This window comes from Zarconia sp. (assembly GCF_057467645.1).
Genome location: NZ_JBRJXU010000052.1, coordinates 1 through 24,494 on the forward strand (window position 1 = coordinate 1; position 24,494 = coordinate 24,494).

At 50.4% G+C, this 24,494-nt stretch carries 23 protein-coding genes; 14 read left to right on the plus strand and 9 right to left on the minus strand.

Annotated features, from left to right (window positions below; translation table 11 throughout):
- Positions 1–251: hypothetical protein (locus AC2215_RS07015; protein ID WP_486809251.1), on the plus strand; the 251-nt coding region annotated here is incomplete at its 5' end.
- On the opposite strand, the gene sufR is transcribed toward AC2215_RS07015, so the two are convergent.
- Entirely contained in the window at positions 248–904 is a 657-nt protein-coding gene (sufR, locus tag AC2215_RS07020; RefSeq protein ID WP_486809252.1) for an iron-sulfur cluster biosynthesis transcriptional regulator SufR, read from the minus strand. The two genes, AC2215_RS07015 and sufR, sit on opposite strands and share 4 nt — an antisense overlap.
- Before the next feature lie 163 nt (positions 905–1,067).
- On the opposite strand from sufR, the gene AC2215_RS07025 reads away from it, so the two are divergent.
- The 7 genes from AC2215_RS07025 to AC2215_RS07055 all read left to right on the plus strand — a co-directional run bounded on the left by AC2215_RS07025 (position 1,068) and on the right by AC2215_RS07055 (position 8,242).
- The gene (locus AC2215_RS07025; RefSeq protein ID WP_486809253.1) at positions 1,068–1,433 is read left to right on the plus strand and encodes a ferredoxin-thioredoxin reductase catalytic domain-containing protein; all 366 of its coding nucleotides are present in this window, start codon (positions 1,068–1,070) and stop codon (positions 1,431–1,433) included.
- Between the two features lie 248 nt (positions 1,434–1,681).
- The gene (sufB, locus tag AC2215_RS07030; protein WP_486809254.1) at positions 1,682–3,121 is read left to right on the plus strand and encodes a Fe-S cluster assembly protein SufB; all 1,440 of its coding nucleotides are present in this window, start codon (positions 1,682–1,684) and stop codon (positions 3,119–3,121) included.
- A 122-nt stretch (positions 3,122–3,243) separates the two neighbouring features.
- Positions 3,244–3,747, plus strand: a complete 504-nt coding sequence (locus AC2215_RS07035) for a GNAT family N-acetyltransferase (protein WP_486809255.1) — start codon at positions 3,244–3,246, stop codon at positions 3,745–3,747.
- Between the two features lie 127 nt (positions 3,748–3,874).
- A complete protein-coding gene (locus AC2215_RS07040; RefSeq protein WP_486809256.1) occupies positions 3,875–4,516 on the plus strand; it encodes a hypothetical protein in 642 nt (213 codons plus the stop codon).
- A gap of 63 nt (positions 4,517–4,579) precedes the next feature.
- Entirely contained in the window at positions 4,580–5,365 is a 786-nt protein-coding gene (sufC, locus tag AC2215_RS07045) for a Fe-S cluster assembly ATPase SufC (protein ID WP_486809257.1), read from the plus strand.
- A gap of 64 nt (positions 5,366–5,429) precedes the next feature.
- Positions 5,430–6,761, plus strand: coding sequence for a Fe-S cluster assembly protein SufD (gene sufD / locus AC2215_RS07050; protein ID WP_486809258.1), 1,332 nt, complete (start codon positions 5,430–5,432; stop codon positions 6,759–6,761).
- Positions 6,762–6,979: 218 nt separating this feature from the next.
- A complete protein-coding gene (locus AC2215_RS07055; RefSeq protein ID WP_486809259.1) occupies positions 6,980–8,242 on the plus strand; it encodes a SufS family cysteine desulfurase in 1,263 nt (420 codons plus the stop codon).
- 93 nt (positions 8,243–8,335) lie between these two features.
- On the opposite strand, the gene AC2215_RS07060 is transcribed toward AC2215_RS07055, so the two are convergent.
- Together AC2215_RS07060 and AC2215_RS07065 are read right to left on the minus strand one after the other, a co-directional pair.
- Positions 8,336–9,106, minus strand: a complete 771-nt coding sequence (locus AC2215_RS07060) for a hypothetical protein (protein ID WP_486809260.1) — start codon at positions 9,104–9,106, stop codon at positions 8,336–8,338.
- The gene (locus tag AC2215_RS07065) at positions 9,103–10,230 is read right to left on the minus strand and encodes an AAA family ATPase (protein WP_486809261.1); all 1,128 of its coding nucleotides are present in this window, start codon (positions 10,228–10,230) and stop codon (positions 9,103–9,105) included. Before AC2215_RS07065 ends, AC2215_RS07060 begins: the two co-directional genes overlap by 4 nt.
- A 242-nt stretch (positions 10,231–10,472) precedes the next feature.
- Between AC2215_RS07065 and AC2215_RS07070 the strand changes: the two genes are divergently transcribed.
- Positions 10,473–12,182, plus strand: coding sequence for an N-acetylmuramoyl-L-alanine amidase (locus AC2215_RS07070; protein ID WP_486809309.1), 1,710 nt, complete (start codon positions 10,473–10,475; stop codon positions 12,180–12,182).
- A 206-nt stretch (positions 12,183–12,388) separates the two neighbouring features.
- On the opposite strand, the gene AC2215_RS07075 is transcribed toward AC2215_RS07070, so the two are convergent.
- Positions 12,389–12,931, minus strand: coding sequence for a DUF3747 domain-containing protein (locus tag AC2215_RS07075; RefSeq protein ID WP_486809262.1), 543 nt, complete (start codon positions 12,929–12,931; stop codon positions 12,389–12,391).
- Between the two features lie 271 nt (positions 12,932–13,202).
- Here AC2215_RS07075 and AC2215_RS07080 point away from each other — a divergent pair, with 271 nt between their 5' ends.
- The 3 genes from AC2215_RS07080 (at position 13,203) to AC2215_RS07090 (ending at position 15,401) form a co-directional block, all read left to right on the plus strand.
- On the plus strand, positions 13,203–13,664 hold the full coding sequence (locus AC2215_RS07080; protein ID WP_486809263.1) for a C6orf136 family protein: 462 nt from the start codon (positions 13,203–13,205) through the stop codon (positions 13,662–13,664).
- A 180-nt stretch (positions 13,665–13,844) separates the two neighbouring features.
- Positions 13,845–14,429: an endonuclease dU gene (locus AC2215_RS07085; RefSeq protein WP_486809264.1), complete on the plus strand. Its 585-nt coding sequence runs from the start codon at positions 13,845–13,847 to the stop codon at positions 14,427–14,429.
- A gap of 306 nt (positions 14,430–14,735) precedes the next feature.
- Positions 14,736–15,401 carry a MotA/TolQ/ExbB proton channel family protein gene (locus AC2215_RS07090; protein ID WP_486809265.1) on the plus strand — a complete coding sequence of 222 codons (666 nt, stop codon included), beginning with the start codon at positions 14,736–14,738 and terminating at the stop codon, positions 15,399–15,401.
- 123 nt (positions 15,402–15,524) lie between these two features.
- Here the strand turns inward: AC2215_RS07090 and AC2215_RS07095 are convergent, their stop codons facing one another.
- The 4 genes from AC2215_RS07095 to AC2215_RS07110 all read right to left on the minus strand — a co-directional run bounded on the left by AC2215_RS07095 (position 15,525) and on the right by AC2215_RS07110 (position 21,163).
- The gene (locus AC2215_RS07095; protein ID WP_486809266.1) at positions 15,525–16,961 is read right to left on the minus strand and encodes a WG repeat-containing protein; all 1,437 of its coding nucleotides are present in this window, start codon (positions 16,959–16,961) and stop codon (positions 15,525–15,527) included.
- Between the two features lie 857 nt (positions 16,962–17,818).
- Positions 17,819–18,319 (minus strand): DUF427 domain-containing protein, encoded by a 501-nt coding sequence (locus AC2215_RS07100; protein ID WP_486809267.1) that lies wholly within the window; start codon positions 18,317–18,319, stop codon positions 17,819–17,821.
- A 247-nt stretch (positions 18,320–18,566) separates the two neighbouring features.
- The gene (locus tag AC2215_RS07105; protein ID WP_486809268.1) at positions 18,567–20,657 is read right to left on the minus strand and encodes a thioredoxin domain-containing protein; all 2,091 of its coding nucleotides are present in this window, start codon (positions 20,655–20,657) and stop codon (positions 18,567–18,569) included.
- Between the two features lie 71 nt (positions 20,658–20,728).
- Positions 20,729–21,163 (minus strand): hypothetical protein, encoded by a 435-nt coding sequence (locus AC2215_RS07110; RefSeq protein WP_486809269.1) that lies wholly within the window; start codon positions 21,161–21,163, stop codon positions 20,729–20,731.
- 188 nt (positions 21,164–21,351) lie between these two features.
- Between AC2215_RS07110 and AC2215_RS07115 the strand changes: the two genes are divergently transcribed.
- Positions 21,352–22,545 (plus strand): hypothetical protein, encoded by a 1,194-nt coding sequence (locus AC2215_RS07115; protein WP_486809270.1) that lies wholly within the window; start codon positions 21,352–21,354, stop codon positions 22,543–22,545.
- Positions 22,546–22,656: 111 nt separating this feature from the next.
- On the opposite strand, the gene AC2215_RS07120 is transcribed toward AC2215_RS07115, so the two are convergent.
- Complete coding sequence (locus AC2215_RS07120) at positions 22,657–23,502, minus strand: pentapeptide repeat-containing protein (protein ID WP_486809271.1); 846 nt, start codon at positions 23,500–23,502, stop codon at positions 22,657–22,659.
- Between the two features lie 86 nt (positions 23,503–23,588).
- Between AC2215_RS07120 and AC2215_RS07125 the strand changes: the two genes are divergently transcribed.
- Positions 23,589–24,485 (plus strand): phosphodiester glycosidase family protein, encoded by an 897-nt coding sequence (locus AC2215_RS07125; protein WP_486809272.1) that lies wholly within the window; start codon positions 23,589–23,591, stop codon positions 24,483–24,485.
- Positions 24,486–24,494: the final 9 nt, after the last annotated feature.

Genomic DNA, 24,494 nt, shown 5'->3' on the forward strand with positions numbered 1-24,494 from the left:
GAATGGGGAACGGGGAACGGGGAACGGGGAACGGGGAACGGGGAATGGGGAATGGGGAATGGGGAATGGGGAACGGGGAACGGGGAACGGGGAATGGGGAACGGGGAATGGGGAATGGGGAATGGGGAACGGGGAACGGGGAACGGGGAATGGGGAACGGGGAACAGAAAATGTTGAGTTGTTTGCCAACACATTCTCTCCTTTGTCCCCCTTGTCTTCCCCCTCTCCCCCTGCGTCCCAAGCCCATCTAATTCCGGCGAGCGCGAATCAAATAACCGCAGCGATTATCACCATCGATCGTCCAATGGGTGCGTTCTACCTGACAATCGGGAAGTGCGGTGGCGAACATGTGCAATTCGTGACCGCAGACGCTGGGAAACGATTCGGCGACGCTCGATATCGCACAATTGTACTCGGCGATGACAAACCCTTCTCCCGGTTCTTCCGGTGGCGATTCTAATTCCACCAGTTCGGCCATGTAGCCTTCCGCACGGCGCAGTTTCACCAGGTTGGCCACCCGCTCTTTCAGGGAACCGCTACCGAGTTGCTCTCGATAGGCGATGGCTTTTCGTTCCCACTGTTTTTGCAGGACAGCTCCCACCCCATCACGACCGACGGTTTCGGCAAGGGTATCTAATAGAGAAACGGCAAACTCGTCGTAGTGGTGGGGAAAGCGGTTTCGTCCTGCTTCGCTGAGGTGATAAACGTGTTGCGGTCGTCCCATTCCCACTTGTACCGAACGATGGACGATCGCCCCTTCCAACTCCAAATCTTTGAGATGGCGGCGAATCGCTTGCGGACTGATATCGAGAGATTTGGCCAATGCTTGTGCGGTGGCTTGACCTCGCTTGAGTAAATGTTGCAATATATCCTCTTTCGTGGAAGGATGCCCAGTGAGTGCCATGGCGATCGTGGTTCTCTAGCTCGATGTGGCAGGGTTTACGTAAAGAATTATTTAATTAGACTTTGACAACATGTTTGTTGCTAAAGTAATCTAAACAATAGTTAAACAACATAAGTGTTGTTTTAACATTATATTGAATACGCTGTTTGTTTCAACCTGCCCTATGACTGTAGAGAACGGCCCCCAACAAGCCTCCGAAAAAAGCTTGGAAGCCATGCGCAACTTTGCTGAAACCTATGCAAAGCGCACAGATACCTATTTCTGCTCGGATTTGAGCATCACGGCAGTGGTTATCGAAGGCTTGGCCAAACACAAAGAGACGTTGGGTGCGCCGCTGTGTCCCTGCCGTCACTATGAAGATAAAGAGGCTGAAGTTAAATCAACCTATTGGAATTGTCCTTGCGTTCCCATGCGAGAGCGCAAAGAATGTCACTGCATGTTGTTCCTGACCCCGGATAATGATTTTGCCGGGAAAGAACAAGAAATCAGTGCCGAGCAGATTCGCACCACGACGAATCAGTACGTATAGATTGCGTATCCCCATGAATGCACCGTGCAATCTTTTTGCCAAGCCATAGGGTAAGCGAGTCGATCGGCGCCCCTTATCCTTTGACCCCGCGTTGTCAGGTTTTGGAGAATTTCAGTTGCACGTCGCGTCATGACGTATCCCGAATCAGTGCGAGGTGCCATCGAGGGAGGAACGAGGACTCAAAACTCGATCGCTCCCCGTTCGCGGCTAGAGAGAACCCGACCTTTGAGAGTCAACACGAGAACACCATGAGTGCGACCACGGTTAAGACCCTAGTTAACCAGCCCTATAAGTACGGTTTCGTCACCAATATCGAAGCCGATACCATTCCGCGCGGATTGAGCGAAGATGTGATTCGTCTGATTTCGGCCAAGAAGAACGAGCCGGAATTCATGCTCGAATTTCGCCTGAAAGCCTACCGCAAGTGGCTGACGATGAGCGAACCGGACTGGCCTCACGTCCGCTATCCAGCCATCGACTATCAGGATATCGTTTACTACTCCGCACCAAAAACCCAGGAGAAGAAAAAGAGCCTCGATGAAGTCGACCCGGAACTGCTCGACACCTTCGAGAAATTGGGGATTCCCCTTTCCGAACAGAAGCGATTGTCCAACGTTGCCGTGGATGCAATTTTCGATAGCGTCTCCATTGCCACGACGTTTAAGGAAAAACTCGCCGAAGCTGGGGTGATTTTCTGCTCGATTTCCGAAGCCTTGCAAGAGCATCCCGAGTTAATCGAGAAGTATCTCGGCAGCGTCGTCCCCATTGCCGATAACTACTTTGCCGCACTCAATGCTGCGGTGTTTAGCGACGGTTCTTTCGTCTTCATTCCCAAAGGCGTCGAGTGTCCGATGGAATTGTCCACCTATTTCCGGATTAACAACGGGGATTCGGGACAGTTCGAGCGCACCCTGATCGTTGCGGAAGAAGGCAGTTCCGTGTCTTATCTCGAAGGTTGTACCGCGCCGATGTTCGACACCAACCAACTCCACGCGGCTGTGGTGGAATTGGTGGCCCTCGACGATGCCAAAATTAAGTATTCCACCGTGCAAAACTGGTTTGCCGGGGATGAAAATGGCAAAGGCGGGATTTACAACTTCGTCACCAAGCGGGGACTGTGCAAAGGGAAGAACTCGAAGATTTCCTGGACTCAGGTGGAAACCGGTTCGGCGATTACCTGGAAGTATCCCAGTTGCGTGTTGGTTGGCGATAACTCTGTCGGTGAGTTCTATTCCGTGGCGCTGACGAATAACTGCCAGCAGGCGGACACCGGAACCAAAATGGTGCATATCGGCAAAAACACCAAAAGCACCATCATCTCGAAGGGGATTTCCGCCGGACGTTCTCAGAATAGCTACCGGGGATTGGTGAAGATGGGTCCGAAAGCCGAAGGCGCGCGGAACTATTCCCAGTGCGATTCGATGCTGATTGGGGACAACGCTGAAGCCAATACGTTCCCCTATATCGACGTGCAGAATAACGCGGCGAAACTCGAACACGAAGCCTCAACTTCCAAGATTGGGGAGGACCAGTTGTTCTACTTCACCCAGCGGGGAATTTCCGAGGAAGATGCAGTGTCGATGATTATCAGCGGCTTCTGTAAGGACGTGTTCAACGAACTGCCGATGGAATTTGCGGCCGAAGCCGATAAGTTGCTGAGTTTGAAGCTAGAAGGTGCCGTCGGATAAAGCAGTGAGTCTCCCACTCCCTGTTTTGAGTCAGTGGTTTGTAGGTTAGCCTCGAGTGAAATGCTAGCCTGCAAACTTCTGAGTGTAATCGCCGCACCTCGATCGATTTTTGAGATACTCAAGTGAGTGCTGAAATTATAATTCGCGATGCCGTACCGGGAGATATTTCAAGTATCTTTGCGTTGATTCAAAATAAAGCAGAATTCGATCGCCAAATGGGTTCGTTTTCGGGAATCCTAAAAGCCACTCCCCAGAAGCTATCTCAAACGTTGTTTGGTGATGTCCCATTTGCTAAAGTTTTACTAGCCGAAAACCTAAAACAACCGGTCGGATTTGCGCTCTATTACTTTCGGTATTCGTCTTTTACTGCTCAACCCAGTTTGTGGTTAGACGATTTGTACCTAAAATCGGAGATGAGACATCGAGGAATTGGTTTGGCTTTGATGGAAAAACTGGCGACGATCGCGAAACAATGTAATTGTACGCATCTGGCTTGGAATGCGATTCAAACCAATCAATCTGCCGTTAAGTTTTATAGAAAAATTGGGGCTAAAATCATTCAGAAGGATGGCGATATTCTTCTGTTTAATGTCACTCCAGAGAAAATTAAGCTCGTAGAATTCTAAAACAGTCAACTTGAGAGTTTTTCGAATTTAAAACCTGCTAGAATTTCATTAAAACCTTGTATGCATTCCTTTTATTTAGGATATCGCTATTCATTAAAACTTAGCTTTCGATCGAGTACGAGTTACAATGCAGTCGCCGTTTGGTTTAATTCAACTTTCCGCAATCCCCATTCTTTTGGGAATTGCGATCGCACCTAAAATTGCGATATCCCAGACGCAATGGCAAGTGACGGAACCCGGCGGCATCGCCTGCTACGAAAACGTACCGGTTGATGGCGAAAATGATGGGATTGATGCGATCGCCCAAACATTTTTAGAGGGAGAAGCGATCGTTCTCGCCGATGAAGGGATAGACGAGGGAGAAGCGGGTTGGTTGCCAGTTCGACTAGATGGTGAAGATCGATGCTGGATCGATGGAACCTTAAGAGGGATCGAATCGATCGAAACTCCCCTGGAAATTACAGCTTTCCCAATAACAAACGAGCGCGGAAACTATCCCTCAAATTCCCCAAATCACCCTCGCTGGGAAGTTACAAATCGCGGCTTGAGCGGTTTGAACTGCTACCAAACTCACCCACCCAATCAAGGGAGTCATATCGTTGTCTCGCGATTTTTTAACGGACATATTCTGACGGTTGCCGATTCGGATACCGAGACTGACGTTTTCGCCGAATCCAACAATCGAACTTGGATGGCCGTTAACGATCCCTGGTCGGGACAAACCTGTTGGGTTCGCGCCCACGAAGACTTTATCAAACCGATCGAATAAGTCGATCGCATTTCAGATAAACCCACCCACCCCAAAAATACTCACCCCAAAACCTAAAACATCATGATTATTGAAGATAGCGACATCATTCTTTCCGTTAAAAACCTCACGGCTACTGTAGAAGATACCCCGATTCTCAAAGGCTTGAATCTGGAAATTAAAGCTGGAGAAATCCATGCGATTATGGGACCGAACGGTTCGGGAAAAAGCACGTTTTCCAAAATTCTCGCCGGACACCCCGATTATGAAGTGACTGGCGGTGAGGTAACCTTCCTCGGACAAAACTTGCTGGAACTCGAAACCCAAGAACGGGCGCTGGCGGGGGTATTTCTCGCCTTCCAATACCCGATCGAAATTCCCGGTGTCAGCAACCTAGATTTTCTGCGCGTCGCCTACAATTCTCACCGCAAACATAAAGGTTTAGAAGAACTCGATACCTTCGATTTCGAGGATTTGGTAGAAGAACGGCTGGAAGTGGTGAAAATGAATTCAGCCTTCCTCAATCGCAGCGTCAACGAAGGCTTTTCCGGTGGGGAGAAAAAGCGGAACGAGATTTTACAGATGGCATTACTCGAACCGAGTTTGGCTATTTTAGACGAAACAGATTCCGGACTGGATATCGACGCGCTCAAAATCGTCGCCAACGGGGTGAATCAACTCGCCAAACCCGATAACGCCACCCTGATGATTACCCACTACCAGCGGTTACTTAATTACGTCGTTCCCGACTTCGTTCACGTGATGTACGACGGCAAAATTCTCCGCAGCGGTGGCAAAGAACTCGCCCTCGAATTGGAAGAACGCGGGTACGATTGGGCGATTGAAGAATACGAAGCCGCACTGGTTTAAGCGGACATCGGCAACCTCCTCCAACTCTTCCCCATTCCCCGTTCCCCGTTCTCCATTCCCGATTATGACGACTCAACTTGCCACCCCAGAACGAGTTTCCTATCTAACCCAACTCCTCAACCTACGATCGCCCGCCAACTCGACATTCGCCGAAATTCGCGATCGCGCAGCCGCTTGGTTGCAAGAACTTGCCATCCCCACCACCCGCGATGAAGAGTGGCGGTTTACCGATTTGTCTGGGCTGCTGAAAATTCAGTTTCAAGCGCCAACCGACATCCAACTGAGTTCCGAAACCATCGCCGAGTTCGTTCTCCCAGAAGCCGCCCAAAGCCATCTGGTATTCGTCAACGGCAAATATGCCTCTACCCTATCGAATGTAGAAGTATTACCTGAGGGAGTATTTGCCGGTAATATCTCCGAGTTACCCGCCCAAAAACGCGATCGCCTCGGGGAGTATCTGGCGCAACAGCCCGGAAGCGAGGAAGTGTTTACCACTCTCAATACCGCCAGTTTGGACGATGTGGCAATTATCTGGGTGGCGAAAAATCAAGTTATCGAAACGCCGATTCAACTGCTGTGCGTCGCTGCTTCCGGTGATGCGCCGACGCTGGTACAGCCGCGCTGCCTCGTCGTCGCCGAAGCCAACAGCAGCCTCACCCTAATCGAGCAATATACCTCCACCAGTGCCGGTTGTCCCGATGCGACGGGCGATCGAGTTTACTTCACCAACAGCGTCGCCGAACTCTGGCTGGCAGATAACGCCCAAGTCGAACACCTGCGGGTGCAACGGGATGCGGGGGCTGCGTTCCACATCGGCAAAACTGCCGTGACTCAAAGCCGAGATAGCCGCTATACCTGCCACGCGATCGGATTTGGGGCAGGGCTTTCCCGCCATAACTTGGATGTCTTTCAAACCGGGGAAGGCACGGAAACCACCCTCAACGGGCTAACGCTGATTTCCGGCAAGCAAGTCGCCGACACTCACAGTACGATCTCCCTCAACTGCCCCAACGGTAAGGCAAACCAACTCCACAAGAATATTATCGACGGTAGCGCCCACGGTGTCTTTAACGGGCGGGTTTGCGTTCCCCAGGCGGCGCAGCTTACCAACGCCAGCCAACTTAACCGCAACCTCCTCCTCTCTCCCAAGGCGCGGATCAATACCAAACCGCAACTAGAAATTGTCGCCGATAACGTTAAATGCGCCCACGGGGCAACGGTGAGTCAACTCGAAGAAGATGAGGTATTCTACTTGCAAAGTCGGGGACTCGATCGGCAAACTAGCGAACATTTATTAGTGGATGCCTTTGCGGCGGAAATTTTGCAGCAAATTCCCGTTCCTTCCGTGGCGAAAATTTTGTCTCAATGCGTGTCTTGCCGCACCTATTTAACTTGAGAAGATGTCGATCGCCATCACAGTGCGAGCGTCTCGCTCGCGTTCATTTTACCCGGATTAAGTTTGCAATTGACCCAACACCACGCGATCGCAATTTCTAAATTTGTTTCGATTTTTTAGCTCATTTCCAATCGCGAGCGAGACGCTCGCACTCGAAGATAAATTTCGAGCGAATTTCGATCGCCCCACCGCTCTTTCACCCCATCTCCCGCAAAACCATGACTCTAGTTCGAGAAAAAACGATCGCTGATTTCGTCCGCGCCGACTTCCCCATTTTGCATCAAGAAGTTCACGGCAAACCCTTGGTGTATTTCGATAATGCAGCCACTTCCCAAAAGCCGAAAGCCGTTCTCGACGCGCTGCAACATTACTACGAATTTGATAATGCCAACGTTCACCGAGGCGTGCATACCCTCAGCGCGCGGGCTACCACTGCCTACGAAGCGGCGCGGGATAAGCTGGCAGCATTCGTCAATGCTGAGTCGCGCAACGAAATTGTTTTTACTCGCAATGCCAGTGAAGCGATTAATTTAGTTGCCTATTCTTGGGGAATGAATACCCTCAAATCGGGGGATGAAATTATCCTATCGGTGATGGAACACCACAGTAATCTCGTTCCTTGGCAATTGGTTGCCCAGAAAACCGGGGCGGTGTTGAAATTTGTGGAGTTGACGGAAACTGAGGAGTTCGATTTAGAACAGTTTAAAACCCTGATTTCCGAGAAAACTAAATTGGTTTCGGTGGTTCACGTTTCTAATACCCTCGGCTGCATCAATCCCGTCGAAGAAATTGTGAAGATTTCTCACAAGTATGGAGCTAACGTGTTGATTGATGCTTGTCAAAGTTTGCCCCATATGCCCATTGATGTCCGCGAAATGGACTGCGATTGGTTGGTGGGTTCGGGACATAAAATGTGCGCGCCGACGGGAATTGGTTTCTTGTATGGCAAGTTGGATTTGCTGCGATCGATGCCTCCTTTTTTGGGTGGGGGAGAAATGATTGAAGAGGTATCTTTAGAAACTTCAACCTATGCCGATTTGCCCCATAAGTTTGAAGCGGGAACTCCGGCCATTGGAGAGGCGATCGCGATTGGTGCAGCCGTGGATTATTTGAGTGGCATTAGGATGGATAAAATTGCCGCTTACGAACACGAGTTATGTGCCTATTTGTTTGAAAAACTGTCAACGATTCCCCAATTGAGAATTTACGGTCCCAAACCGAATGCTGACGGTAGCGGACGGGCGGCATTAGCTGCATTTACCGCCGGAGAAATACACGCTAATGATATTTTACCGCTGTTGGATGAAGCGGGGGTTGCTATTCGGACGGGACACCATTGCACGCAGCCGTTACATACGATTCTCGGGGTTTCTTCCACGGCGCGGGCGAGTTTGTATTTCTACAATACCGTTGAAGAAATTGATGTATTTGTTGCGGCGTTGAAAGAGGCGATAGACTTTTTTAGCGAGATTTTAGGCTAATGAACAATGAACAATGAACAATGAACAATGAACAATGAACAATGAACAATGAACAATGAACAATTATAAATTAATCACGTTGTCATAGATATCCTAAGACTTGCAAATAATGGGTACTAACCGTTCCTCAATTTCCCGAATGTAATCTGTTAAACCAGTCTTGATCCCGCGTTCTCGTAGAATCTCCAAACTGGTTTCTTCCCAACACAGCCGTTCCCGTTCCATGTCTTTTCCCGTTAGTTCTTCGACGATGACTTTGGGATTTCGCAGGCGGTCTCGATCTTCTCGAGAAGTCGATCGTAATTTCTCTGACTCCGTGCAAGGGTCGAATGTTAACTGTTGTTTTATCTTCGCTAACCGTTGCTCTTCCTGTGAATTGACTGGTATAAATCCGTGGAGAACCCAAGCCTCACGCATTCGATTTGCCGTTCCGAGGATAATTTCTAGTTTAGGTTGGCAATCGATATCTTGCCATCGAGCTTGTTCTAAACCTTCTCGGCGTTTCGGCTGATTATCTAAGTCGCGAATCAATAATATAGCTTTAATCTCTCTCTCTTTTTGCAAAAAGCGAACTAAATTGAGAATTTTGATAGAGATTGCAGCATCAGCTTTCAACTTTTGTCTGCGATCTGCTAAAAACTTTGGAAGTCGAAAATTTGAGTTTTGCTTGAAGTCATCGAGAATCTTATTAATATCTTTCCAGCAAGAATTGCTTGTATTTTCCTGTAAACCACTCCATCGAAATATATATTTCAGATTATCTCGCTCTAACCACTCAACTTTCTCTACGAGAATTCGCTCCGCAAGTTCAGTTGCCGTTCGAGCATCGGCATTACTCTCGACAATAACAATAAACTCATTCACGAATTTTCGCTACCTACAACCCACTCTTCACCTTCAGCATCCCAAAACTCTCCCGTTGTTAAAGCTTGTTTTGCCCATTCAATATCTGGATGTTCATCTAAGCGTTTTGATATTGTAAATCCTTCATCGGGATTATATAAGACATGAACTTGAGAAGGTTTAAGTTCATCTACAATATAAGGTGAATGAGTAGAGAAAATAATTTGTAGATTTTCATTTAATTTCAGTATTTCTTTTAATACATCCATTAAATCTCGTTGTGCTTTGGGATGAAGTCCTTGTTCAATATCATCAAGTAAAACTAGTTTGGGTTGATTAGGATGCATCAAAACCGTCAGCAAACCTAACGCAAGTATTGTTCCTTCGCTGATTGAATGAGCTGGAATTCTATCTCCTGTACTCATATCTAATACAACTTCTTGACCGATAATATCCTGACTTTCATCATACGGAATTAATTTGCCATTAACTTCAATTGAACGCTGACGATTAAAGACAACTTTTGCACGTCTTATTCCTATTTGTCTAACAGTCGGAACAATTTTTTTTAACATTTCCTTAAGTGTTTGAAAATTTTCGTATGCTTCGTTGCGTATATAGTCTAGAGTAGGTGCAAGACCGTCATCTTCCACTTGAGGTGAGATTTTATTACTGTAAGCTGCTGTTTTCAAATCACTTTCTACCAACTTTAAATAAACAGAATTTTCTGAGAAATTAGGAATCATATCTTTTAAATCATATTTTTTTAATCTATTTTTTAAGTTATATAAAGGAAATTGTCTGTTTTCAAAGCAAAAAATACTAGAAAAATCCCATTTAGAATCGTTGCTTTTATATTGATAAAATGATTCCCATCCCATTCTTTTAGTATGGTCAAAATATCCTTTAGTAGTTACTTTCATATATTCTTTATTTATAGTAGTAATGAATTCAGGAGACTTATTCTGAATAAAAATCAAAGAATCGTTCCTGGTCGTTAGTTGGCTCATATAATGTAATGCCTCTAGCACAGATGTCTTTCCTGAACTATTTTGTCCAACCAGTGCATGTAAGCGAGAGCCATCTAGAGTTAGTTGAGTCGAGCGATGACTTTTAAAATTTTCCAGCTTTATACTTTCTATCATTAGAAATCTACCTGTAGCCGTTAGTCATATTTTTAAAGTTTAAAATAATGGTTCGATATACACTAGAGAAATAATTTATCCTCACTTATTACTTATTTATGGTAATATACAGTCGCCTTAAATCTTAATGGTAAATGTCAAACGCAAAGGCAAATTTCGATCGGGCATTCCCTAGTCTCCAGATATTCGCACCGACCGCTCTCGGACTAACCGTATTGGGAGGGGCGATCGCATCTTCAGTGATGGCGCAACAATCGCTGTACATCGCCTACCCACCCGCCAACCATCAAACTACGGCCGATCGCATCTTCTTCATCGGAACCGCCCCACCGGACGGAGAAGTTTCCATCAACGGACAGGCGATCGAACGCAGCCCGGCCGGACATTTTGCCCCCAGCTTGCCCCTCCAAATCGGTGAAAACCGGTTTACCATTCGCCACGGCGATCGGGAATTAGAAATGGTGGTAACCCGCAACTCCACCGCGCCGGTGATGCCCGACGGAATTAACTTTGCCAAAGGTTCCCTGATGCCTGTCGAACCGATCGCCCGCCAGCCGGGAGAATCGATTTGTTTCGATGCCATCGCCCCTGCTAACGCCAACGTTTCCGTCACCCTCGCCAATCGCACCGTTCCCCTCCTCCCCCAGTCGGAAATCGTCAGTTTGCCGGCCAACAACGCCGTTCTCACCGGAGACAATAAACCCCAAATTCAGGAGATCGCCCCAGACATCGCCGCCGCCTACCAAGGTTGTGCAACCTTCTCCACCCCCGGAAATTTGGGCGTACCCACATTTAACCTGGCGATGAACGGGACGACGCGCACTCAACCGGGATTAGGGGCGATCGAAATTTTATCGCCCGATCGGGTTGAAATGGCTGAAGTCATCGTCGAGGCTGGAGTTGCCCGAACCGGGCCAACTACAGACTTCTCTCGCCTCACCCCCCTACCGAGGGGAACCAAAGCCGCGATTACCGGTAAAGAAGGGAAATGGGTGCGCCTAGACTACGGGGCGTGGATTAAAGCCGAGGAAGTGCGAATTTCAGCAGCAGGCGCACCTCCAAGATCGAATATTCGCAGCGTGCGATCGCGCCCGACAGAGAAATGGCTGGAAGTTCTCTTCCCCCTAGAAGTCCCAGTTCCGGTATCCGTCGAACAAGGGGCGCGCAAACTCTCCCTCACCCTGCACAATACCACCGCCCAAACTGACACCATCGCCTTTAACGAGAATCCCCTGGTCGATCGCCTCGACTGGCAGCAAGTGGATGGCGATCGAGTTCGCTACACCTTCTATTTCAACGAATCCCAGCAGTGGGGATACAAACTCCGCTACGACGGAACCACCCTCATCCTCTCCCTGCGCAAACCTCCCCAACTCACCGGCGGCCCGAACTCCCTGGCGGGGGCAACCATCCTCCTCGATGCCGGTCATGGGGGACCCGAAGATTTGGGGGCCGTGGGACCGACGGGATTGCCGGAAAAAGATGTCACCCTGGTGGTGTCGAATCTCCTGCGCGATCGCCTCGAAGAACGGGGGGCGACGGTGATTATGACCCGAGAAGCAGAGGAAGATTTATGGCCGGCAGACCGGGCGGCGATGATTAACAAAGCCGAACCCACCATTGCCCTCAGCGTCCATTACAACGCCCTCCCAGACCAGGGAGATGCCATCAATACCGCCGGGGTGGGAACCTTTTGGTATCACACCCAAGCTCAAGATTTGGCCGCCTATTTATACGAGTATTTAGTGGTCGATCTGAATCGACCGGCTTACGGCGTATTTTGGGGAAATCTCGCCCTGGCACGCCCGTCAGTCACTCCCTCGGTGTTGCTAGAACTGGGGTTTGCTATCAATCCCTACGAGTTTGAGTGGATCGTCGATCCCGTCGCCCAGGAACAACTGGCCATTTCCCTAGCTGAGGGCATCACCACCTGGATGCATTCGCGAAATTAGGGATGTGCGGGAATTATCGTAGGGGGAATGCGGCCGTTGACCCCTACACCCAGGGTGCACGCTTGACCCCTACCAAATATACGAAGACCTAAATCGTTATCGTCCGCACCTGCGATGCACTGAAGACAAATAAATAATCCAGGAGATCGGCACAGCAATATTTTTGCTGACGGCTGATGGCTGACGGCTGATGGCTGAATGCTATATCAGCGATCGTAAGTGAGATAAATGTGACCCAAAGGACGACCTCGATAGCTGCGTCGGGCAAACCGCCATCCCGGATGTAGCTCGATTTTGAGGAAACCGGAGGCAACGCCATTCGTGCGACCGATTTCAAAAGCTTCCTCACCGGCACCAAACGGAACTCCCTTGAGAACGAGATCGTTCCCTTCCCGTTGGATTCGCAAGGCGTAGTCTAGCGCCCAATCTTGGTTATCCACGCGAATCGAATAGCCATTACTGTCAGTACTGCGCCCGCAAATGCCGCTAAAGTCGAAATCGAGTAACAACGGGTCTACGATAACTGGACTGAGGTCGCGTTCGCTCCAGCACAAACGAGTGTCGGACACTTGTTCTAAAATCAGCAGCTGATATCCCAAGGTTTGACCCACCGGGGCGGCGATCGCGATGAAGTTTTCCTGCTCGACTTCTTGGCGATCGAAGTTTGCAGAAACTGGAGTGAGCGGTACTAGTATTGAAAGCGTCGCTGTCGCCAAGGCAGCGAACCCATGTCGAAATAAAGTTTTCACGGATCTGAGCAAATGAATCGATGAAACGAAGTCAATCCCGGAAGCCAAATACCGATCGTTATAAGAACTTTATTGTACCGCTACGGGGGAACGGTGAATAGGGCTTGTTTCGCGAGGCTTGGGGAGCTTCGGCGGCTTCGAGGGCTAAATTTCTGCCAATTCTCCCGTTTCCCAAATTCCCAATTCCGACTTCCGAATTCCCCCCAAGGGCGATCGTGATAGGCTGAGGAAAAATCCTCTCATTTTCCAAAGTCTTTCTCTTACAATTCCTATGATTGCCCCTTCGAGTTCGCCCCCCACCAACCCGGAGTACGATGCCCGAGTCACAGAAGCGATCGAAATTCTCCGTCAAGAGTTACCGACGCTGTTCGATCGAGATATTTCCTACGATATCTACAGAAACGATATTAAATTTACCGATCCGGTGAATCGGTTTAAAGGCAAATTCAGTTACCGAATTATTTTTTGGACGTTGCGATTCCACGCTCAATTATTTTTTACCGAAATTGCCTTCGATCTGCATCGAGTCGATCGAGATACTCCCAATACCATCGTTGCCGAATGGACGGTACGGGGAATTTTGCGGCTGCCTTGGACACCGCGGCTGTTCTTCAACGGTTCCTCAACCTATACCCTAGATGAGGAAGGTTCGATCTACGACCACGTGGATACTTGGGATCGGAAACCGGGAGAAATCTTAAAGCAGTTTATCTGGGGCGATCGCACGTCTTAACCGAGACGATGTGGGGTTTCGATCGCTCTGAGAAGCTCCCCCGACAACATTCGAGAAACCGCTCAATGAAAAAAGCGTTCGGGAGTCTTGCCGTGTTTCGACCCCAAACGCTTTTCTCTTTACTCCTCACACGATTTAAATATAACCCATATCGATCGAGTTGTCAGGAGCGCACCCCCGATGAAACTGGAAGAATTAATTAAGAAGAAGCGGACGATCCGCGCGATCGGGTTTGATGATGCGCCGTTCGAGCGTCAGGGAAATGCCGCAGTGCCCCTCGCTGGAGTCGTTTGTGCCGGAACCCGCTTCGAGGGAATGGTCTGGGGAAAGATACAGCGAGATGGCACCGATGCCACCGATACGGTTTGCGAACTCGTTACCGATAGCAAGTTCGCGCCCCAGTTACATTTAGTCCTGCTCGATGGTTTGGGTTTTGGGGGATTCAACCTCATCGATTTACCTCAACTTGCCGACCGGTTACAACTGCCCTGCGTTGCCGTGATGCGCCGCCCCCCCAACCTCGAAAAAATGCAACAAGCCCTCACTCGTTTGCCCGATACCCCACAGCGTCTAGAGCTGTTACAACGAGCGGGAACTATTCACGCTCATCCCCCGTTTTTCTTTCAAGTTTGTGGAGAAGATGCCCACATCATCGCCATGGCATTGGAGCGCTTAACGGACTGCGGCAAAGTACCCGAAGCACTGCGCCTGGCTCATTTAATCGGAGCTGCCGTAGTCAAAGGGGTCAGTGGCAATCGCGCGTAGTGCTGCTACGCAGAATTAAAAATGCGTCTTGAAAAGTTGAACGGGACTCAAACCGACACCGCTCGCGATGCACGCAAAATTCAAAATTCAAAATGCTTACAGTACATAGCTTTGCTGCGTTTGAGAGCTAGGTAACTATTTGTGCCGCGCTGCACTAGTAAATTAGATGCGTAGCAGGCGATACAACCCTACCACATCATCCTGTTCACCCGATTTGTGCAACAACGCCATTGTCCATTGTCCCCAAAGTCACCCAGAATCCAAACACGATACCCTTATAAGAGTTTCCCTACCTCCTCGATCTCCATGACCCGAGCGTACGACTTATTTCTTCAGGGCGGTCCGGTGATGTGGCCATTGTTAGGGTTATCGGTTCTCACCTTAACCCGTGCCATCGAACGCGCTGGGTTCTGGATTCGTTTGCTCGGGCGCGAACATGAAATCGTCAGCCTTGTTTTGGATGCAGCCCGCTACGATTTAAATAAAGCAGTTGCGATCGCCCAACAAGCTCGATCTCTACCCATCGGTCGCTTTTTACTCGCCCCCCTGCAACTGCAAAACCCGAACCCAGAAACCTTCCACCTCGCCATGGAAGCCGCAGCAGATCGAGAATTTATCCAAATGCGCAAGGGCAATCAATTTTTCGAGGCGGTGGTGGGACTCTCTCCACTATTGGGGTTACTCGGGACGGTGATCGGTTTAATCATCACCTTTGCCGAACTCGACATCGGGAACATCGCCCAAACCAACACCTCTCAAGCGATCGCGGGAATTAGCGCCGCATTGCTCACCACCGCTGCGGGGACGATGGTGGCGATTTTGGCGCTCGGGTTTTTCCGAATTTTCGTATCTCTGCAAACGCAGCAGATGGATTATTTCTTCACCGTCGGCAACGAGTTGGAACTGATTTACCGACAGATTTGGTACGATCGCATCTCCGAATCTTCCACTTCGTCGGGGGAAACGGGCTAGAAGGGTATGGGGGTGATGGGGTGACGCGGTGACGCGGTGATGGGGTGATAAGGGAGAATCTAGCCTCCCCTGCCTCCCCTGCTCCCTCTGCCTTCCCACTCGATCGAGGTGGCAGCAGCGATATTACTGCTCGTCCCAGGTTAATTCCCCAGAACGGTCCAGATAGCCCCATCGCTCGCCGATGCGCACCTGGGCGACATCTTCCGAGTAGTACCAAATCTCGTCAAACTGGGGTTCGGCGAGGATGCGACCGGCCATATCGATGGCGCCCCACTTATTCCCCACTTGAATCGAAGCAATTCCTTCGAGGAGATACCAAACTGCATCGAATTGGGGTTCGATCACAATGCGACCGGCCGAATCCATCAGACCCCACTTATCTCCCACTCGAACGGAAGAGAGGTTCTCGGACACGTAGCCAATTTCATCGAACCGAGGTTCGGTAATAATGCGACCGGCCGAGTCCATCAGACCCCATTTATCTCCCATGCGGATGGAGACGAGTTCTTCGGCTGCGTAACCCACCTCATCAAACTGGGGTTCGATAACAATACGTCCGGCGGTATCCACCGCGCCCCACTTGGCACCCACCCGCACCGGGGCAACTTTCCCGTAAAAGCCCCAGGTTTCGTCAAATTGAGGTTCGACGACGGTGTTGCCGTTGGCATCGATGAATCCCCACTTGGCACCGACACGGATGGGGGCCATGCCGTTGGTGTAGCTCCAAATTTCATCGAATTCTGCGGGGGCAACGGTTCTGCCAGCGCGATCGATAATGCCCCATTTGGCACCGACCCGCACCGGAGCAACACCGCCGGAGAAGCCCCAAATTTCGTCATACAGGGGTTCGATGACCAGATTTCCCGTGGTATCGACAAACCCCCATTTGTAATCGCGCCGCACGCCGGCGAGTCCTTCCGAAAAGTCCCAAACTGCTTCATATGATGGCTCGACGACAACGTTACCCGCGCGATCGATAAAGCCCCATTGATAGTCTTTTTTGACGGTAATCAGTTCTCCGGAGGGATACCAAATTTCGTCGTACTGGGGTTCGACGACAAAGTTCCCAGCGCGATCGATTAAACCCCACTGATAGCCGGCGCGAACGATGGCGATTCCATCGAAAAAGCCCCAGGTTTCATCGAGTTGGGGTTCGATGACGAAGTTCCCCGACGGATCGATATATCCCCATAGCCGTCCCACTTTCACCGGAGCGAGTCCTTCGTAAAATTCCCAGGCTTCATCAAATTGGGGTTTAATCACCCACTCTCCGGCTTGGTTCGTGTAGCCGTATTTGCCGTCTTCAAAGGTGGCGTACAAACCGATCGATTCGTCAAATTGGGCGAGTTGAGAGGTTTCCCCTTCTAGACCTTGAGAAGGCGTTGCGCCCAATGCTTTACTTTGGGGGTGTTGAAGCGTCTTGACCCGATTTTCGGGCGCGGGCATCTCTTGTTTTTGAGGTTGCCGCACCAGAGGCTTTTTCGGGTTGGGATTGGCATTGGCGGGGGAGAGGGTTCCCAAGATTGTTAGACCCGCTAAAAAAGCAATCGATCGTTTCATTTTTCGCTCTAGATTCGTTGGACTGGTCAATCGTTCGATTCTATTCAGAGAATAGGTACGTAGGAGAGTTATTTTATGCAGTACGTCGAGAATGAAGAGAGTCGAGGCTCTATCTACATCGATCGTAATTGAGGACAAGATTGCCCCTCAGATCGAGCGAGTTCGCTCAACCTACATCGATCTCAAATTGGTAAAGATCGATTGATTTCCCATGTAAAATGCAGGAACATTTACAAGTCATGCAAACATTAAATTGATCCCTAATTTATCCCTTAATTTTAGGAATTTTCGTTTGCTTTTTCTCCATGCATGTGGTAATATATAGCCCTGAAGGTAAACACAAAAAACCTAGCAAAGCCGTTCTTTTGATAAGCTACAGTTCGGGTTCGTTCCATTCCGAAAATATTTGAAATTCTCAAAAACGGAAATTGTTGCAGGTTCGAGACTTTTGAGCGATCGCCACAGTCAGCAGTATTCACCGGTCTGTATTGGATTCATCTAAAAATTAACACTTGAATTTCAATCTGGGGTGACTGAGGGTGCGCTCTGGAAATTGACCACTGCGGTAACCCAACTAGAGTGCAGACGTAAGCATTTGTGCGGTCAGCCATCGGAGATACTCCAAAGGAGTCGCGCGCGCGAACGGCTGTCGACTCTTCGGGAAAGCCAAAATTTCGGGAGTTTTAGCTTGGAACACGTGAAAGTTATCGCAACTGCCAGGGCGGGCGCGGACAACACCTGAAAATTGTGTAATTTTGCTGAGGTCTTCCCCCCCTGCCCGTGGTCACTTGTGTCTTAACCGATATGGCAACTGCTAAATTCTAGGAGTCTATAACAGACGAAAATGACTGTAAACCTTACCATCCCCAAGTCCCCGGTCCCCCTTTAAACGGACCGACAATATCAGCGGTAATCCATCCAGAATAGAAATTACCCGCTTGAGGCGTTGCCAGTTCGCCATCGACGTAACAGGCATCCATCAAAGATGGCATAAATGAATAGTACTCTTGAATACTTTCAAAGTTAGGGGTGGGTTTAAAATATTGCCAAGCCCCAACTTGAATTAACCGATCGCCAATCTTGATATCGTAATACCGACACTGACCTTTCCACTCGCACATCGTAACTTTTGGAGTTTCGATGAAATACTCTAATTTGACACTTTCGGGTGGAAAGTAATAGGTGGGAGGATGGCTGGTTTCCAAGACTCTTTTTCCGCGATCTGTTTCGGCTAAAACAATCCCATTACACATCACTTTGAGATGTTTGGAGGTATCTTCTAAAATAGCCGGACGGGGATAGTCCCAGACAGATTCTTGACCGGGTTTGGGAGGAATGGGTTCGGGTCTACTAAACATGGTGCAGATTGGGGTGAATTGATGGAACGTTTATGAGTACTGCCAGGAGAAGTCTATCGAAAGAAACGGATCGGTCCTTTAGGAGTGATTTCACCTCGATTCGGTTTGAATCGCAAAATCATCGTCGGGGTCAACGGCTGTTGACCCCAGAGTGTGGGGACACTGTTGTCCCGCACATCCCTAAAATCTTTGAGGCTGGATAATTGAGCGATCGAATGTTGGAAAAATGCGATCGAGTTATCCATTGTCAATTTTCCATTGTCAATTGTGCCCGATTCACTTGCTCGAAGAGTCGATCGCGATTTTTGGCCGGTTCGAGGCAAGCCAATCCCCGACACACCAAACCCACAGCTCCTTCCGGCAATGCCGATTCCAGCTTGCAAGCGGCAGTCGGTAGATACGTCGCCACCAGGGAAGCCAGATGCTCGTCGGTGGTGCGAACGAGGGTCGGATGGCGATACCAGTCCAGGGCGGCAACCATGCTGGGGCTAGCTTGGGGGGCTTTGGCGAGGATGCTGTGGAAGGCTTGCAACCCTCGTTCGGCGCGATCGAGATATTCGGGGTTTTCGCACAGCAATCCCAACCGTACTAAATTGGCGATCGCAATTCCGTTGGCGGCGGGGGTGGCATTATCGGTATACGCCCGTTCCCGGACGATTAAATCGCTGCTGGCATCGCTGGGAGTATTGTAGTACCCGCCACCATCGAGACTCCAGAGGAATTCGTCAAATTCTGCTTGCACCTTCACCGCAGACTTGAGGAACTCCTCCGCTGTCTCTGGCTTCAACACCAAACTGGCTTGGTGCAAATCCAATAGAGCTTTAATAAAAAAGGCATAGTCCTCTGATTGCGCCAACACCGAGACATTGCCATCGTAGTTCAACCGGTGCAGGCGATCGTTCACCCATTGATTCTCCAGGATAAATTCCGTTGCCCCCAGCGCCAAATCGAAATAGTCCCCATTGCCAAACACTGCAGCAGCCCGCGCCAATCCCGAAATCGTTAAACTATTCCAGGCGACAATGGCTTTGGTATCCGTCACGGCTGGGATGCGTCCCCGGCGAGGCTGGGATTTCGCCTCCCGATTGTTCCGCGCGGGAATAAACGTGGTAACGACTTCCGGGGTATCGCCGTAGCGGGCGGTAAACAGTTTAGCCAGCGTTGCCTCTAGGGTGTCGCTAAGTTGTCCGGGATGGCGGCGTTGGAGGACGTTGTTGCCTTCAAAGTTACCCTCGGGGGTGACGGTAAACTGTTCTTGGAGTTCTGCATACTCGGCATCGGAAAGAAGCGATCGCAACTGGGCATCACTCCAAACGTAAAACGCCCCTTCTTCTGGTTCCTTATCTTCCGGTGCTGTAAAACTATCGGCATCCTGGGCGGCGTAGAAATAGCCCTCCGGCGCGGTCATCTCTCGCTTGAGCCATTCTACCGTTCCGGCGATCGCCCTTTCAAATGCCGGTTCTCGTACCCCCGCACTCCACAAATTCGCCAGATACTCGACAATCTGCCCGTTATCGTAGAGCATTTTCTCGAAGTGGGGAACCGTCCAGGTGGGATCGACGGTATAGCGGTGAAATCCCCCAGCAAGGTGGTCGTAAATCCCCCCCAGCGCCAAATCCAGCCCCCGCTGGGCTGCCACTTGTTTGGCATCGAACTCCGATTCTTCCGACTCTTTCAAGTCAAATCGCGATCCCCGCAAGGTGGTTTCTGCGTAGGGCATCATCGGAAACCGCGTACCGGGGCCGTCGGGGATGGTGATGCGGGTACTGACTTCAAACCCTTTGGTGAGGAGAGCATTTTCTTGCAGGGAACCGGCTTCGGGGGCTTGAAGCATTGCCATTTGGTTCAATCCCTGGAGGATATCAGCCTGAACCGATCGCAATTTCTCGGTTTCTGTATCGAAATAGCGGCGCAACTGCTGCAACACTTGCAAAAATCCCGGTCTGCCGTAGCGGGGTTGCACGGGGAAATAGGTTCCGCCGTAGAAGGGTACGCGGGTGTCGGGCATCAGAAATACGTTCAGCGGCCATCCCCCTTGCCCCACCATCATTTGCAGGGTTTGCATGTAGATACTGTCGATATCCGGCCGTTCCTCGCGATCGACTTTTATCGGCAGGAAGTTGGCGTTCATGAACTCAGCGATCGCTTTGTCGGAGAAGGCTTCCCCCTCCATCACCGTACACCAGTGGCAGCTCGAATAGCCGATGGAGAGGAAAATCGGCTTGTTTTCCCGTTCGGCGGTTTCTAGGGCTTCGTCGCACCAGGGCCACCAATCGATGGGATTTTCAGCGTGTTTGCGCAGGTAGAGGCTTTGGGACTCGGCGAGGCGATTGGTCATAGAAGAAGGCAAGGAGTTTTAACTTCTTTTAGCCTATCGCGATGGGCTGGTCTTCACCAAGTTGCATCAAGTCAGTTAGACATCGTGTGGAAATGGGTTAAAGGGGAAAGGGGAATGGGAAACGGGAGAAGAAATTGATGACTTCGGCGTAATTGTCGAAATTTTTGATTCTCGCACCAATGTCGATTGAGGAATGCGATAATCCACCGCCACAATATTTTACGACGGACTCGCTGAATTATCTTCAGGGCGATCGATTCTAGACTCACATCTTCATAAAGCATTTCAAATGTACCGGTATAGTCGATACTTTTAAGATGAAACGTTTGGCAATTCTCGTAGGTTTGGAAAACCCAGAGATCGTCACTGTGGCGGCGGAAGATTTCTACACGTCGGTGTTGGGTGTTAATTAGGACGTATTCTTGCAAGCGATTGAGAGTTTGATAGTCGGTTACACGAGCAACTAAAATGCGATCGCATCGTGGAAGATAAATTTTGCAACGCACTTTCTATCATGATGATATGAGGGCGATTAAAAATTGACGCTTTAGGACTCACCAACGTTCGTTTTACCCCATGGCGTCCGACTCTCACCCCTAGAAACCAAAAATTTAAAATGGGCTAAGCTGACATCAGATTAATTAGAAGTTATCCCAGTTTCCGGTTCCAAATTCCATCACAACTAAGGAGTGCCATGTCCGAAAATCTCGTATCTGCAACCCAAGCGCAACTCGATCGCACCCGCCAACACATCGATACTTATATCCAAAGCATCGATGCCAATCCCGATAGTCGATTTGGGGCTTACCCGTACTATTTGTTCCACGAGGCGGGAAAGCCGATTCGCGGGACGGTGATGCTGTTTCACGGTTTTACGGCTCGTCCTCACCAGATGTGGCGGTTGGCGGATTACCTATTTCAGAATGGATTCAACATCTATCAAGCAGGACTCTGCGGCCATGCTTGCTTGCCCCCCGATAAATATTGGCCGCAAATCGACCTGAAGCCGGAATATGCCAATCCCCTGCGGGAGAAAGCCCAACACGATCCGGTGCTGATGAGTGCCGTCGCAAATATGATGGCGGCTACCAACACGACAGAAGCCCAGAGTCGGGGTCCGAATGCGTTGCAATCGTCGGCTCTACTGGCACGGTTGATGAAAATCGAACCCCAGCTTTTGGAAATTCGCAAGGCACTCGAAGATTACGACGATCCCGATTTCGATCGCTATTTCATCTCCTCTCACACCAACTATCTCCACGAAGCCCGATCGCGCCTCGCCGAACTCGATGCCATGCCGGGGGATATCTACACCCTCGGTTTATCGGTGGGTGGGGCCGTTTCCCTCGCATTAGCCGCAGATCGACCCGATCGCATCAAAAAAGCGATCGCCTACGCCCCACTCCTGGAAATTTACGGCAAGGATCGGGAACTCTACGTCAACCTCGCCGGGCCGTTGGATATTGCCGAGACGGGATGGGACCCGAGTTTGCGTTTCCCCCTAGGCTGCTTTACGGCAGTCAATCGGTTTGGAGATTTCGTTCTGCTCGATCGCAATATTCGCAAACTCAAAGAGATTCCCACTCTGCTCGTTCTGACAGAAAACGAAGATGCAGCAGATATCGAAACCAATCAGAAACTGTTCGGGCAACTAGGCGGCGAAACAGCGGGTCATGCTTACTATATGTATCCCGCCAGCGATTTAGTTCCACACCCCATGGTCGATCCCACGGAAGTTTCCCAGGGGATGAGCAATCAATTCTGGCAAAGCCTCTACCAGGAAACCTTCCGCTTTCTCACCGATGGCAAAATTATTGCCGAGAATATGAGCAAGCTGGAACAGGATGCCGCACTGCCGATGGTTCCGGATGTGATGGGGAACGAGTGAGGAATAAGAGGACGCGGAGACGCTCCGGACGCGGAGATAGGAGGAGGGACTCGATCGCCCAGTTGATACTCGATCGTTCATCCTCTCCCCAAAATACTCATTCTCACCGTGTCACCGCGTCACCGCGTCCCCGTGTCTATTCAACGTCCCCTTCGCCTGGGAAAAGTCAGTTCGATCGAGCTTTGCCCCGTCAAACCGAGCATCGGTCAAATCTGCCTTGGCAAAGGACGTACCGGGACTGGTGGTTAAAAGACGCAGGGCAAACGCCCCCGATTCGAGGGTGAACCCCAAGTAGAGGAGGCACGCCAAACCGAAGATGGTGGTATTGACGACCTCTCCCACGTTGGCGTAAGCAAGGGCGCGCACGCCCATCAGGAGGGCAAACCCGTAACCGAAAATGGCTCCGGCGACGGCAACAACCAGTTGCAACCAGACTCGATTGCCAAATTTCCAGGTGGCGGGAACCATCAGCACTCCTCCCAAGACTGCCCCAACAACCGCAATTTGGGGGTTTTTGTCCGTGGCAATTCCAGCATAGTAGAAGCCGAGAAATGCGCCGGAGGCAATCCCCGATATTGCCCCGGCAACCCAACCCAGACGACCGGACGCTAGGGCTTTGAGACCCGCTCCCATCCCGGCTAAGCTGAGGGTCACCAGCAATGCCACCACGAAAGACCAACCGCGATCGCCTGGGGTTTTCCCCACACCGCCAAATCCACTGTCGAGGACGGCTTGGATGGAGAGGAGGGCGATCGCAATAGCCACTCCCCACAGCCCAATTGCTTGCATCGGCGTACATCCCGCGCGAACTCCCGCAAAATTCGCCCCCACCAGACAGGCTTGGCGAAAATCGCAACCGCGAATATCGGCATTGGTAAAATTTGCCCCGGATAAATCGCGACGGCGAAAGGAGCGGTTGCGTAAATTTTGTCCGCTAAAATCGAGAGAATCGGTCATGGAAGAAAGAGAAGACGCGGGGACGCGGAGATGGGGGGACGCGGAGAGAGAATTCGGAGTCCTATTGTCAATTATCCATATTTCATATGCAACTGGTCTGGAAAGCGATCGCACTCGGTATCTTGTCACTGCCGTTGGTGGCATACAGTCGCGGGTATTGGCAGCGTCCGCCGCGTACGGAACTCGATCGCTCTTTATTTGAGGGGGTTTCCTATCGCCGGGAAGTCCGCAATACTCCCCGTCCGATCGCGATCCATATGGTGGAAATCGATTTAACGGCGGAGGGGGTGGATGTGTTGGTGACGCCGGGTAACCCGCCAGATACTCTCGAACCGGACAATATGGAAGTCAACGCTCGCACGACTACGGAATTCCTCGAAGAGTTCGACGTGCAAGTGGCGGTGAATGCCAACTTCTTTTACCCCTTTCGCGAGAATACCCCCTGGGACTACTATCCCCATAGCGGCGATCGAGCCAACACTGTCGGGCTGGGAATGTCGGGAGGGCAAATTTACTCTCCAGGGCAAGAGGAGTGGCCTGCGCTGTGTTTTGGGGGCGATGGACGCGCTCGAATCGAGGGGGGTGGAACCTGCCCGGAAGGCACGCTGCACGGCGTTGCTGGGAATCGGGCGATTGTTGAGAACGGACAACCGGCGAACCTACCGGCAAAGGGGTCTAAGGATTATACGTTATACGGTCGGATGGCGGTGGGTATCGACGCATCTGGCGAGAAACTGTGGATTGTTGCCGTCGATGACAAACAACCGGGTTACAGCGAAGGGATGCGGCTGGCAGAACTAGCGGACATCTTCGTCGAATTGGGGGCAAATGCAGCGGTGAATCTCGATGGTGGAGGTTCTGTTACTCTTGCCATTGACGATGGTAACGGTAACGCTCAAATATTAAACGCCCCCATCCACGCGAAAATTCCCATGGAAGAACGCCCAGTGGCGAATCATATTGGATTTTACGCGCGGCCGTAGGGGCAAAGC